Annotated in this window: 12 protein-coding genes; 10 read left to right on the plus strand and 2 right to left on the minus strand. The window is 65.6% G+C overall.

Annotated features, from left to right (window positions below):
• The first annotated feature begins 8 nt into the window (after window positions 1–8).
• Window positions 9–374 carry a response regulator gene (locus tag A3CW_RS0136360; protein WP_028207929.1) on the plus strand — a complete coding sequence of 122 codons (366 nt, stop codon included), beginning with the start codon at window positions 9–11 and terminating at the stop codon, window positions 372–374.
• 199 nt (window positions 375–573) lie between these two features.
• A complete protein-coding gene (locus A3CW_RS50440) occupies window positions 574–1,509 on the plus strand; it encodes a phosphotransferase family protein (RefSeq protein WP_161782971.1) in 936 nt (311 codons plus the stop codon).
• 32 nt (window positions 1,510–1,541) lie between these two features.
• Here A3CW_RS50440 and A3CW_RS0136370 read toward each other — a convergent pair whose 3' ends face one another.
• The gene (locus tag A3CW_RS0136370) at window positions 1,542–3,875 is read right to left on the minus strand and encodes an FdhF/YdeP family oxidoreductase (protein WP_028207930.1); all 2,334 of its coding nucleotides are present in this window, start codon (window positions 3,873–3,875) and stop codon (window positions 1,542–1,544) included.
• Window positions 3,876–4,065: 190 nt separating this feature from the next.
• Here A3CW_RS0136370 and A3CW_RS0136375 point away from each other — a divergent pair, with 190 nt between their 5' ends.
• The 7 genes from A3CW_RS0136375 to A3CW_RS0136405 all read left to right on the plus strand — a co-directional run bounded on the left by A3CW_RS0136375 (window position 4,066) and on the right by A3CW_RS0136405 (window position 11,601).
• A complete protein-coding gene (locus tag A3CW_RS0136375; protein ID WP_035515017.1) occupies window positions 4,066–5,538 on the plus strand; it encodes an aminotransferase-like domain-containing protein in 1,473 nt (490 codons plus the stop codon).
• A gap of 11 nt (window positions 5,539–5,549) precedes the next feature.
• On the plus strand, window positions 5,550–5,867 hold the full coding sequence (locus A3CW_RS0136380) for a helix-turn-helix transcriptional regulator (protein ID WP_051481951.1): 318 nt from the start codon (window positions 5,550–5,552) through the stop codon (window positions 5,865–5,867).
• 39 nt (window positions 5,868–5,906) lie between these two features.
• A complete protein-coding gene (locus A3CW_RS48750; protein ID WP_051481952.1) occupies window positions 5,907–6,836 on the plus strand; it encodes a LysR family transcriptional regulator in 930 nt (309 codons plus the stop codon).
• 90 nt (window positions 6,837–6,926) lie between these two features.
• Window positions 6,927–7,352 carry a MarR family winged helix-turn-helix transcriptional regulator gene (locus A3CW_RS0136390; RefSeq protein ID WP_028207933.1) on the plus strand — a complete coding sequence of 142 codons (426 nt, stop codon included), beginning with the start codon at window positions 6,927–6,929 and terminating at the stop codon, window positions 7,350–7,352.
• Window positions 7,353–7,443: 91 nt separating this feature from the next.
• A complete protein-coding gene (locus A3CW_RS0136395) occupies window positions 7,444–8,529 on the plus strand; it encodes an HlyD family secretion protein (protein WP_028207934.1) in 1,086 nt (361 codons plus the stop codon).
• A 64-nt stretch (window positions 8,530–8,593) separates the two neighbouring features.
• Entirely contained in the window at window positions 8,594–10,129 is a 1,536-nt protein-coding gene (locus tag A3CW_RS0136400) for a DHA2 family efflux MFS transporter permease subunit (protein ID WP_154678144.1), read from the plus strand.
• A 38-nt stretch (window positions 10,130–10,167) separates the two neighbouring features.
• Window positions 10,168–11,601 (plus strand): efflux transporter outer membrane subunit, encoded by a 1,434-nt coding sequence (locus A3CW_RS0136405; protein ID WP_035514993.1) that lies wholly within the window; start codon window positions 10,168–10,170, stop codon window positions 11,599–11,601.
• A 29-nt stretch (window positions 11,602–11,630) separates the two neighbouring features.
• Here A3CW_RS0136405 and A3CW_RS0136410 read toward each other — a convergent pair whose 3' ends face one another.
• Window positions 11,631–12,566, minus strand: coding sequence for an AraC family transcriptional regulator (locus tag A3CW_RS0136410; protein ID WP_035514995.1), 936 nt, complete (start codon window positions 12,564–12,566; stop codon window positions 11,631–11,633).
• A gap of 149 nt (window positions 12,567–12,715) precedes the next feature.
• Between A3CW_RS0136410 and A3CW_RS0136415 the strand changes: the two genes are divergently transcribed.
• Window positions 12,716–13,252: a carboxymuconolactone decarboxylase family protein gene (locus A3CW_RS0136415; protein ID WP_028207938.1), complete on the plus strand. Its 537-nt coding sequence runs from the start codon at window positions 12,716–12,718 to the stop codon at window positions 13,250–13,252.
• Window positions 13,253–13,355: the final 103 nt, after the last annotated feature.

Consider the following 13,355-nt stretch of genomic DNA (forward strand, 5'->3'; position numbering starts at 1 on the left):
GGGACAACATGGCAAAGATTCTGGTAGTGGACGATTCGAGCACGGTGCGCGACGAAGTGGCCGGCTTTCTGCGCAAGAACGGTCTGGACGTGGACACGGCCGTGGACGGCAAGGACGGGCTCGCGAAGCTGCGTTCGAACCCCGGCGTGAAGCTCGTGGTGAGCGACGTGAACATGCCGAACATGGACGGCCTCACGATGGTCGAGAAGATCCGCAGCGAGTTGGCGAACACGGCCGTGAACGTGGTGATGCTGACCACGGAAAGCAGCCCGGCCATGAAGGAGCGTGGCAAGGCGGCCGGCGTGCGCGGCTGGATCGTGAAGCCTTTCAAGGGCGAAGCCGTGCTGGAAACCTTCCGAAAGCTAGCTAACTGATTTCTTGCGGCGCTGCATTTCACCGCATTACATCCGATGACAGCGGCGGCGCAGCACCACGTGCGCAAAGCCGCGAGTGTTACGGCGTAAAAAAACCCAATAGTTTGCCCATTGTTGCTGTCTGGTCGCGCTGCTCTAATCCGCCGTTCCCTATGCACGGAGCGCGCGGAATATGGGCGGATTGGAGGCGATCGCAAGCTTGGCTGTTCCGTTGTGGGCGGAGCGCGCATTAGGCGCGCCGCCACTCGCACTGGAGCGTCAGTGGCTGCTCTCGCAAAGCGGCAATGAAGTGTATCGCGCGCGTATGCCGGACGGCAGCTCTCGCGTGCTGCGAATCAGCCCGCATGCGCGCGCGTTCGTGCACGCGCGCGCGAATCTCGGCGTGCTGCGCGAACTGGGCATGCCAGTGCAGACTGTGCTTGCCGAAGGCGTCACGCCCATGGGTGCGGCTTTTATCGTGCTCGACTGGCTGCCCGGGCGCGACCTCTGCTTTGTGTTGCAGGAACTGAGCGACGCGCAGGCCTCGCGAATTGCAGCGACCGTGACGGATTTCCAGCACCGCGTTGCCGCGCGCGAAGCGCCGGCCGCTGGGGGCTTCGGTTGGGTCTCGCTGTTCGGCGCGCGCCGCAATCACGCGCGTTGGAGCGATATCTTTGGCGAGCCCGCACCGCGCCATGTTCACGTCGAGATGCGCGACCGCTCCGACGCCACGCCGCTAGACCGTTGCCGAGGGCGTCTCGGGCTTTTACGTGCGTCGCTGGAAGATTATTTCGCCTTGGTCGAGCCGGTCTGCTTTCTGCATGACTTGACCATCAAGAATGTACTTATCAAGGATGGCAAACTAAGTGGCTTGATCGATTTCGATTCCGTTTGCTACGGCGACCCGCTGATGGTGCTCGGGATCACACTCGCTCACCTTGAAGCCGATATCGGCGAGGCGGGGCGGGCCTATGGCAACGCGCTGCTGCAGTGCTGGCAGCCGCAGGGCGCGCAGATGCGCGCGACGGGGTTCTACGCTTCGCTTTGGGCTACGGGCTTTCTCGCCATCGCGCATGACGCGGGCGACGCCGAGCGCGCTCAGGCGCTCGTGCCGGTCGTCGAGCGGCTCCTTGCGATGGCCGAAGGAGCCGCTTAGGAGCCGCTTAGGTGGCACATCGGCGGCGCGCTTCAGGCCGCCGCAAGCACAGTGTCGGCCGATACGTTCGCCTTCGACGGGCTCAGCAGCACCGGAATCGACTTCGAGGTCGGCGTGCCCGCGCCGTCTGCAATGGACGAAAGCGGCACGAGCGGATTGGTCTCGGGATAGTACGCGCCGAGGCAGCCGCGCGGAATGTCGTACTCCACCAGCATGAAGTCCTCGACGTGGCGCTCCACGCCGTCGTCCCACACGCTCGTGATGTCCACGTGCTGGCCCGGCTCGAAGCCGAGCATCGTCATGTCTTCGCGGTTCGCGAACAGCACGCGGCGCAAACCGTACACGCCGCGATAACGGTCGTCGAGACCGTAGATCGTGGTGTTGTACTGATCGTGCGAGCGCGTGGTCATGAGCGTCATGAGACGCGGACCATGCTCGGCGCGCGCGCGGTGAATGGGCGTATCGAGCGCGATGGCGTGCACCACGAACTGCGCCTTGTTGCTGGGCGTTTTCCACACGCGGTCGCGCGAGGCCACGCCCAGGTGGAAGCCGCCCGGGTGCTTCAGGCGTTCGTTGTAGTTCTCGAAGCCGTCGAACACTTTTTCGATGCCGTCGCGGATCTTCGCATAGTCGGCGGCGAGGTCGAGCCAGTCCACCTTGTCGCTGCCGAGTGTGGCGTGCGCCATGCGCGCGACGATCGCGATTTCCGAAAGCAGGTTCGTCGAAGCGGGACGGTTCATGCCGTAGGAGATGTGCACCATGCTCATCGAGTCCTCGACGCTCACTCCTTGCGGTACGCCGTTCTGCAGGTCGATCTCGGTGCGGCCGAGCGTGGGCAGAATGAGCGCGTCGTGGCCGTGAACCAGGTGGCTGCGGTTGAGCTTCGTGGTCACGTGCACCGTGAGCGCGCACGCGCGCATGGCTTCCCACGTGCGCGGCGTGTCGGGCGTGGCGATCGAGAAGTTGCCGCCCAGACCGATGAACACCTTCACATGGCCTTCGAGCATCGCGTGGATGGTTTCGACGACGTCATAGCCGTGCTCGCGCGGCGGCTCGAAGTCGTAGGTCTTGCCGAGACGGTCGAGAAACGCCTGCGTGGGCTTTTCCTCGATGCCCACCGTGCGGTCGCCCTGCACGTTCGAATGGCCGCGCACGGGGCACAGGCCCGCGCCGCGGCGGCCGATATTGCCGCGCATCATCATGAGGTTCGAAAGCAACTGGATCGTTGCGACCGAATTCTTGTGCTGCGTGAGGCCCATGCCCCACGTCGAGATGACGGCACGGCCCTTCACGTAGATATCGGCGAGCTTGAGCACTTCTTCGATCGGCACACCCGCTTCGGCGACGATGGTGTCCCACGACTCGGCGCGCAGGTCGGCGGCGAAGGCGTCGAATCCCACGCAGTGTTCGGCAATGAAATCGACGTCGAGCACGCGCTCCGTGCCTGCTCTGAGCGCTTCGTCGTCGAGTTCGATCACGCGCTTGGCCACGCCCTTGATGAGCGCGAAGTCGCCGCCCACGCGCGGGCGGATGAATACGGAGCTGATCTGCACGCCCTTGGGCGAGAGCATGTCGAGCGTGTGCTGTGGGCTCGCGAAGCGCTCCAGCCCGCGCTCTTTCAACGGATTGATCGAGACGATGGTCGCGCCGCGCTTCGCGCAGTCGCGCAACTCGCCGAGCATGCGTGGATGGTTCGTCGCGGGGTTCTGGCCGAAGATGAGCAGCGTGTCGGCGTGCTCGAAGTCGTCGAGCGTGACCGTGCCCTTGCCGATGCCCACCGTGCCCGGCAGGCCGCGGCTCGTGGCCTCGTGGCACATGTTCGAGCAGTCGGGGAAGTTGTTCGTGCCGTACATGCGCACGAAAAGCTGGTAGAGGAATGCGGCCTCGTTGCTCGCACGCCCCGAGGTGTAGAACGCAGCACGGTTCGGGTCGTCGAGCGCATTGAGGTGCTTCGCGATCAGCTTGAACGCGTCGTTCCACTCGATCGGCACGTAGCGGTCCTGCAGCGCGTCGTAGACGAGCGGATCGGTCAGGCGGCCGTGCTGCTCCAGCTCGTAGTCCGACTCCGCCATCAGCTCGCTAACCGTGTGCTCCTGGAAGAACTGGGGCGTCACGTGCTTGCTGGTCGCCTCCGCCGCCACGGCCTTCACGCCGTTCTCGCAGAATTCGAACGTGGAAGCGTGCTCGCGGTCGGGCCATGCGCAGCCGGGGCAGTCGAAGCCGTCCGGCTGGTTCTGCTTGAGCAGCGTACGGTAATTGCCGCCCGTCACCCTTTCCTTGATCAGGTTGATGGCGACCTGCTTGAGCGCGCCCCAGCCGGCGGCGGGGTGGTGATACGGCTCGATGCGACCTTGCGGCTTCTTCATGATGCGGTTGGCTTTTCGTTTTCCAGGGCGGTCTGCCCGATGACCCAAGGCTACTGTGTTCCTGTGCCCCCGGAGATCACAGAAAAACCAAAAAGCAAGGGATACAGTTGCGGCGTTTTGTCATAGACTTGCCGGGATCGGCCTCGCGCGCGTGGCCTCACCCTTTCGCTTGATTGAACGCAACCCGAACGTGACCCGCTACGAGCAACTCGCCGACGATATCGAAGCCGCCGTGCGCCGCGGCGTGTTCGGCCCCGGCGAGCGCATTCTCTCCGTGCGGCGCGCGAGCCAGCAGCACGGCGTGAGCATCAAGACGGTGCTGCGCGCCTATGCACTGCTGGAAAGCCGCAGCGTGATCGAGTCGCGGCCGCAATCGGGTTATTTCGTGCGTGCGCGCGTGGGGGCGCCGCAAGGTCGCGGCGCGGCGGGCGCACGAGGCGCGCAGGGCAAGGACGCCGTCTCGCCGGGCAAGCCGCGCCGCGTCAGCGCGCCGAGGCAGCCCGTGCCCGCCAACGTGGACGTGAGCCGGCTCGTGCTTTCCACGCTGCGCAGCATCGGCGCGCAGGACGCCGTGCCGCTCGGTTCGCCCTACCCGGACCCGGCGCTGTTCCCCTGGCGGCGCATCAACCAGTACGCCAACGCGATTGCGCGCCGCCATGCGAGCTGGAACCTCATCGACGACCTGCCGCCCGGCAACCCCGAGCTGATCCGCCAGATCGCGCGGCGCTACGCCGAAAACGGCGTGAGCGTCGATCCCGAGGAAATCGTCATCACCGTCGGCGCGACCGAGGCGATCAACCTGAGCCTGCAAGCCGTGGCCAAGCCGGGCGACACGGTGGCCGTCGAATCGCCCACCTACTACGCGATGCTGCACGCCATCGAGCGTCTGGGCATGCGCGCGATCGAAGTGAGCACGCACGCGGATACCGGCATCGACCTCGACGCGCTAGAGCGCGTGCTGGCGCGCCAGAAGGTCGCGGCCTGCATGGTGATGCCGAACTTCCAGAATCCGCTGGGCTTTCGCATGCCCGACGCAAACAAGGCGCGGCTCGTGGCGCTTGCCGAGGCGCACGACTTGCCCGTGATCGAGAACGACGTCTATCAGGAGCTGTACTTCGGGCAGACGCGGCCTTCCACGCTCAAGCAGTTCGACAGGCGCGGCCTCGTGCTGCATTGCGCCTCGTTTTCGAAGAGCCTGTCCGCCTCGTACCGCATCGGCTGGGCGCTGCCGGGGCGCTACCGCGCGCAGGTCGAGAAACTCAAGTTCCTCAATACGCTCACGACACCCTCGGTTCCCCAGGTGGCGCTGGCCGACTACTTGCGCCACGATGGCTACGACCGGCACCTGCGCCGCGTGCGGCGCTTCTATCGGCAACAGGCGCGGCTCATGCGGGCGATGGTCGAGCGCTTCTTTCCGGCGGGCACGCGCACCTCGGAGCCGCAAGGCGGCTACGTGCTGTGGGTGGAACTGCCGCCGCGCGTCGATTCGATGCGGCTCTATCAGGCGGCGCTCGCGCAGGGCATTACCATCGGTCCCGGCTACATGTTCTCGATGCGCAACGAGTATCACCACTACATCCGGCTGAACTACAGCTACCCATGGAACGCGCAGACCGAAGCCGCGCTGAAGACGCTAGGCGAAATGGCCGCGAAGATGGCATGAGGAGACAGGCGATGAACGCAGATAAAGAACGCGAAGAAGACGACGCAGACGAGTCGGGCGTTGATCCGGTGCTGATTGCCGTGCTCGAGCAGTTGTGGCGCGCGGAGTGCGAAAAGCACGATCGGCATGAGACTCAGGGCCGGGCGTGGTCGCTCGCGAAACTCTCGAAGCAGGCCGGCGTGCCGATGAGCGGATTGCGCAGACAATTGACGGCGCTCGTGGACAGCGGCCTGGTGGTGACGACGCAGGCCGAAGATGGAACCGGCACGGCGAGTCTGTCGGATGAGGGGTGCGCGTTTTGTGCTGAGGTGTTCGGCGAAGGCGACTGAAACGCATTAAGCTACGCCAACACCATCCCCCTCACGACCATGGACTACATCGACAGCCTGCGGATCTTCCGCTCCGTCGTCGAGGCGCGCAGCTTCACGCGCGCCGCGGACATGCACAGCCTCACCACGCCCGTCGTCTCGCGCGCCATCGCGCGCCTCGAAAAGCGCCTTGGTAATCGGCTCTTTCATCGCAGCACGCGCGCGGTGTCGCTCACCGAGGCGGCCGAGCGCTTCTACGAAGGCTGCTGCCGCGTGCTCGACGACCTCGACGCGCTGGAGGCCGACGCCACCGTGCAAACGCGCGAAGCGAGCGGCGTGCTGCGTCTGGTCGCGCACACCACGGCCACGGTCAATCGGCTCGTGCCGCTCATCGCCAGCTTCAAGCGCGCGCATCCCAAGGTGACACTCGACGTGATCCTCACCGAGCGCCCCGTCGACCTGATCGCGGACGGCTACGACCTCGGCCTCGTGCTGCCGTTCATGCTCAACAACGAATCGACTGTCACGCGCCTGCTCGAGCGCATTCCGCTCGCGCTCGTCACGACGCCCGCGTATCTCGCAGCGCATGGCACGCCGAAGCATCCCGCGGACCTCGTCGACCACGTGTTCGTACCGATGCCACCTTCCATGCGCAAGCCCGCGATCGCGTTTCGTGTGGACGACGAGGAAGTCGTCGTGCCGTTGCACCACGAAATCGCCTCGAACAACCCCGAGTTCAACCGCGAGATGGTGCTGGAAGGCTTCGGCATCGGCATTCTCCCCGTCGCGCTCGTGAGGGAGGAACTCGAGGCGGGCAAGCTCGTGACGGTGCTCGACGATTTCCCGCTCATCGACTTGCAGATCGAGATTCGCCTCGCCTACACCACGCGCACGTTGCTGCCGGCGAAGGTGCGCGCGTTCATCGACCATGCCACGGCGTTTTTCGACGACGTGACGCACGAGGTGCCCTCCGAAGTGAAGGCTAATTGAAAGCGTGGCCGCGATTATTGTCGCTGCGGCCATAATCTGATGCCGCGCGTAAGGCTTGTTCGGGGCCTGATTGACGATTACTCTGTGCATATGCACATCTACCAGTCACCCGAGCACGACGATTGCTTTGCCGTACGCCAGGCCGCGCGGCATCTGTCGCAGCTTTACGAGCGGCACCTGAGCGCAGCGGGGCTCACGCCCACGCAGTTCAGCATTCTTGGCGCGCTGGGTCGCGCGTCGAGCCTGACGATGGCGGAACTCGGGCGCTCGATGGTGATGGAGCGTACCACGCTCGTGCGGGCCTTGCGGCCGCTGTTGCGCGGTGCGCTCGTGGCCGATGCGCCGGACCTCGGCGAACGCCGCCGCCGCCTCGCGCTCACGCAAGTGGGCCGTACGCGGCTCGACGCGGCGCACGAACACTGGCGCGCGGCGCAGGACGAATTCGAGCGCCGCTTTGGCGCACGACGCGCCGCGTGGCTGCGGCGCGAGTTGTTTCGCATCACTCGGGCGGTTTAGTGTTTTCGGTTGAGTTTGTGGGTTGCGTCGCGCTTCTTCCCATCGCGGCGTTTTTTTCATCTTCAGAAGTGTATATGCACAGGTAAACGTCATGTCGAGTCCTTCCACTCCCGTCGCGGTCGAGCCGACGCAAGCGAGAGAGCGTACGCGCATCTCGCGCATGCGTCTCGCGCTAGGCGCGGTCGCTCTCGTGCTGGCGGCTGCCGCCGGCTACTGGTTCTTCGTGCTGCGCTTCGTCGAGAGCACCGACGACGCCTACGTGGGCGGCAACGTCACCGTGATGGCGCCGCGCGTGAGCGGCTTCGTCTCCGAGATTCCCGTGCAGGACAACCAGCGCGTACACGCGGGCCAGGTGCTGCTGCGTCTCGACTCGCGCGACTACGACGCGAAGCTCGCCCAGGCCAACGCGGAGCTTGCGAGCGCGCGCGCCGCGGTCGACGAGTTGCAGGCGAGGCGCACGTTGCAGGAAGCGGTGATCAACCAGCACCAGGCCGAAGTGCGCGCCTCGAACGCGGAACTCACGCGCAGCGGTCAGGACCAGACGCGCTACCGCGAGCTGGTGAAGGACGACGCGGTCTCGAGCCAGCTGGTCGAGCGTGCGGACTCCGACTACGCGAAGGCCCAGGCATCGGTTGCGCAAAGCGGCGCGGCGGTGCTGGCGGCGCAACGCCAGCTCGACGTGCTGGCCGCGCAGATCAACGACGCTCAGGCGCGTGTCGCAACGGCCGAGGCCAACCAGCGCCTCGCGCAACTGAACGTCGAATACACGACGTTGACTGCGCCAGTGGATGGCTACATCGGCAATCGCACGGCGCGGGTGGGCACGCTTGCCAACGTGGGCGCGCCGCTGCTTACCGTGGTGCCCGCCACGGGCCTGTGGGTGGACGCGAACTTCAAGGAAGACCAGTTGAAGAAGATGCACGCGGGCGACCGCGTCGACGTGATGCTCGACGCGGCCAGCGGCACGCTGCACGGCACCGTGGAGAGCCTCGCGCCCGCCACCGGCGCGACCTTCAGCGTACTGCCGCCCGAGAACGCCACGGGCAACTTCACGAAGATCGTGCAGCGCGTGCCGGTGCGCATCCGCATCGACGCCACAGCGCCGGCGGACCTGCAAGGCGCGCTGCGCCCCGGTCTTTCGGCGACCGTGAAAGTGCATCTCGCGCAAGCGCATTGAAGAGGCTACGACGATGAACGCCACGCACAGCGCCGACCCGACACTCGCCCCGCATCTCCAGCCGATGGCGCAACGCGCCTTCGCCTTCGCGCTGATGTGTGTCGGCTTCTTCATGGCCACGCTCGACATCCAGATCGTCGCTTCGTCGCTACGCGACATCGGCGGCGGTCTTTCCGCGAGCCAGGACGAGCTGTCATGGGTGCAAACGGCTTATCTGATTGCCGAGATCATGGTGATTCCCATGTCGGGCTGGCTCTCGAAGGTGTTCTCCACGCGCTGGCTCTTCGTGGCCTCCGCGGTGGGCTTCACCATCACGAGCATGCTGTGCGGCCTCGCCTGGGACATCAACTCGATGATCGTGTTTCGCGGCCTGCAAGGCGCACTCGGCGCGGCGATGATTCCCACCGTGTTCACCACGGCCTTCGTGCTCTTTCCCGGCAAGCAGCGCCTCGTCGCCTCCACGACCATTGGCGCGCTCGCCTCGCTCGCGCCCACGCTCGGGCCCGTGATCGGCGGCTGGATCACCGATCAATGGTCGTGGCATTGGCTGTTCTATCTGAACCTCGTGCCGGGTATTGCGGTGGCCGCGCTGGTGCCGAAGTACGTGAACATCGACAAGCCCGATCTTTCGCTGCTCAAGCGGGGCGACTATCTCGGCATTGCGCTCATGTGCGGCTTTCTCGGCTGCCTCGAATACGTGCTCGAAGAAGGCCCGCGCAAGAACTGGTTCGGCGACGACGTGATCGTTGCCTGTACGTGGATCTCGGCGATCTGCGGCTTTCTCTTCATCGTCCACGCGCTCACGGCGAAGGACCCCATCGTCGATCTGCGCGCGCTGCTCGTACGCAACTTCGGCATTGGCAGTCTGCTTTCGTTCGTCACGGGCATCGGCATTTTCGTGGCCGTTTATCTCACGCCGCTCTTTCTCGCGGAAGTGCGCGGCTACAGTTCGCTGCAAATCGGCTTGTCGCTGCTTTCGGTGGGCGTGTTCCAGTTGCTCGCGCTCGGCGTTTATGCGTACTCCACGCGCTATTTCAGCATGCGCGCGCTGATGCTGTTCGGGCTCATCTGCTTCGGGCTTGGTTGCTACCTGTATGTGCCGCTTACGCACGACTGGGGCTGGCAGCAGTTCCTCGTGCCGCAGGCGCTGCGCGGCATTGGCCAGCAATTCGCCATTCCGCCCATCGTCACGATGTCGCTCGGCTCGCTGCCGCCTTCGCGGCTCAAGTCGGCAAGCGGTCTCTTCAACCTCATGCGCAATCTGGGCGGCGCGATCGGCATTGCCGTGAGCGCGACGATGCTCAACGACCGGCTCAACTTCCACTATCTGCGCCTGAACGAGAGCGTGACCGGCGGCGCGCCGCAAGTGCAGTTGCTGCTGGCGGGCCGCACCGCGTATTGGTCGTCCGTGGCGGGCAATGCCGTCGATGCCGCGGAAGCGGGGCTCGCGCAACTGCACGCACTGGTTCTGCGCGAAGCGCTCGTGATGACGTTCTCCGATACGTTCTTCGTGCTCTCGCTTTGCTTCCTGGTCGCCATTGCGAGCGTGGCGTTCTCCAAGCCGATTTCGCTGGGTGGCCCGCCGCCCGACGCCCATTGAGGTGACCCATGAAAACCCCTGAACGCTCATCGACTCCCATGCGCCTCGTACTCTCGCTGCTTTCCGCTGCCGTGCTCGCCGCGTGCGCGGTGCAGCCCGCGCAGCATCCCGATCTGCCCGCCACGGTGCACGAAACGGCGCCGGTGGCATGGCGCATCGACGCGCCGCAGGACGCCATCGAAGCGCGCGCCTGGTGGGCGCAATTCGGCGATCCGACGCTGGACACGCTGCTCGCCACGGTGCTCGAAGGCAACCTCGACTTGCAGGCCGCCGCCGAACGCGTGAAGCAGGCGCAATCGATCACGACGCAAAAGCACGCAGCGCTGCTGCCGCAACTCGACTTCACCGCGCATGGCGCTTATACGCGGCAGAACACGCCGCCGCCGCTCGGCTATGTGAAGCAGGCAGGCGCGGGCCTCGCGTTGAGCTGGTCGCCCGACGTGTTCGGCGGCGAGCGGCTCGACCTGCTCGCGGCGCAAGCGAATCTCGTGGGCCAGAAGCAAGCGCTCGATGCGGTGCGTCTCGCGCTCGCGGCGAATACGGCCTCGGCATACGTCGATCTGCGCTATGCACAGGCAGAGTTGAAGATCCTTCAGGATAACCTGGAGATTCGCAAGCGTACTTTGCTGCTCACGCAAGACCGCCTGAAATACGGCCTCTCCACGCAACTGGACGTGGCGCGCGCGCAAACGCAGCTAAGCGAGCTGCAAGCGCGCATTCCGCGTGCGCAAGCGAGCATCGATCATCAGTTGAACCTGATCGCCGTGTATACGGGGCGCACGCCGGAGTCCGTGGCACAACTCGCGCTCGCGCAAACGGCGCCCATTCCCGGTGTCCCCACGAGCGTGCCGCAGACGCTGCCTTCCGAAGCGCTGCTGCGCCGCCCCGACGTGCAGGCCGCCTACGCGACCGTGCAGCAGCGCGCGGCGGAAGTGGGCGTGGCGCGCGCCGAGCGTTATCCGAAGTTCACGCTCAATCTCACGGACGGCATTCTCGCGGCGTCCTATCTCGGCATGCCCACGCTGACGGATAACCTCTTTAGCGCCGCGATCGGCGCGACGAGTCCGATCTTCAACGCGGGGCGCATCACGGCCGATATCGACCAGAGCGAGAGCCGCATGCGCGAGTCGCAATTGAATCTCCAGGAGACCATGCTGCAGGCTTTGCGCGAAGTGGAAGACAGCCGCAGCGATCTCGTGAGCACGGCGAGCCAGACGCAGCAGTTGAACGACGCGCTGGCTTCGTCGGCGCAATCGCTCAAGCTGGCCAACCAGCTCTACAAGGGCGGCGCCGCGGACTTTCTCGACGTGCTCAGCGCGCAGCAAACCTTGCTCGCCGATCAGGACCTGCTCAACGACGCCCAGCGCGAGCGCGCGCTCGCGGCGGTGGCGCTCTACCGGTCGCTGGGCGGCGGCTGGAGCCAGAGCGGCGACGTGGTGCTCGCGCAGGAAACGCCGGCGCACGGCGGCTAAACGGCACGGAGAGAACCGTGACCTTGCGCTCAAGCGCCGGAAGCCGCCTCGCGAGCCAGCGAGCGCCATTGTGCGGGCGTCATGCCCACGTGGCGCTTGAAGCCGCGCTGGAACGCGGCGTCCGACTGGTAGCCGACGAACTCGCCGATCTCGGCCACGCTGTCGTTGCTTTGCGCGAGCATGCGGCCCGCGAGTGTCATGCGGATATCGGTGAGCACGTCGGCGGCCGAGCGGCCGATGGCCTCGTCGAAGTGCCGCGCGAACGTCGCGCGCGACATGTGGCAAAGCTCGGCAAGCTCGGGCAGCGTCCAGGACTTGCCGGGCGTTTCGAACATGGCGTCGATGGCGGGTTGCAGGCGCGGCCGCTGCGCGAGCGCGAGCAGGCCGCGCGGCGGGGCGTCGCCTGCGCTGGCGTAGCGCAGCGTGAGCCCGAAGAGCGCGCCCGAAAGATGGTTCACGAGCGACTCGCTGCCCGGCGCCGCCTCATACGCTTCGTCGCGCAACAGCGCGATCAGGCGCACGAGACGTTCGGGTGCTTCCGTGCCGTCCCGAGCGCTATGTACGACGAGGCGCGCAGGCAGATTCTCGCGCAGCAGGCGCTGCGGCACGGCAGGCAGCAGGAAACGGCCGCACAGGACGTCGGCGATGGCGCCGTCGCCCACATTCGTTTCGATGCTCACGCCGTTTTCCACGCGTTTGGCGACGGCGCCGGGCGCCGCGCCGCTGCCGTCGTGCAGCACGTGCGCGCTGCCCGAGGGAAACAGCACGATGTCGCCCGCATGGAGCGCGACGGGCGCGCCGTGCGCATCCTCGACGATGGCGCGCCCTGCAAGCAGTACGTGATAACGGATCTCGCGTTCCTTCGCTGCGGGATCATCGATGCGCCAGGGCGCGCCGAAATGGCAGCGCACGTCGAGGCGGCCGGCAACGGGCATCAGCGCGAGAAGGCGGCTCAGCAGATCCATGGTGGGCGAGTGAGACGATTGAGCATGAAGTCGCGCCATTCTGGCATTAAAAGCGCGACGGTGCGCGACTAGACTGCATCCATGCCATCGACGATGGCAGCGCGACACCGACACCCGCTCGCGACCATGCAACGTTAAAGGAGCAAAACATGTCCCGTCTTTCCGCCATCAAGCCTGAAGCCGCCACCGGCGCCGCCGCTGAAATCTTTGCAAAGATCCGCAAGGCCGCAGGCAAGGTGCCCAACGCCTACACCACCATCGGCACGCATAGCCCGGAAGCGCTGGGCGCGTTGCTCAACATGGAGGCCGTGATTTCCGCCGGCACGCTGTCGAAGCCCGATATCGAGGCGATCAAGCTCGCGGTGAGCGAAGTGGCGGGTTGTGATTACTGTCTCGCCGCGCACACGCTGGCGGGCAAGTTCGCCGGGCTCGCGCCGGATACGATGAAGGCGGTCCGCGCAGGCGAAGCGACCGGCGACGCAAAGCGCGACGCGCTCGTGCACTTCGTCCGCGTGCTGGTGACCACGCACGGCACGCTGCTTGAAGCGGAAGTAAGCGCAATTCGCGAAGCCGGTTATACCGAGCGCCAGATCGTGGAAATTGCGCTCGCCGTGACGTCGATTACGTTCACGAACCTCGTGAACCGCATCAACGATACGACGCTGGATTTCCCGGCCGCACCGTAACGTAGCGGCAACGGTTTTACCACCCCGCGTGCGCTGGACACGACATCAATCGTGCCAGCGCACGCGAGCGCTTGTTCCACAAAAGCGTTTGAAAGTGTGCATA

Source organism: Paraburkholderia nodosa DSM 21604 (genome assembly GCF_000519185.1).
GTDB classification, from domain to species: domain Bacteria; phylum Pseudomonadota; class Gammaproteobacteria; order Burkholderiales; family Burkholderiaceae; genus Paraburkholderia; species Paraburkholderia nodosa.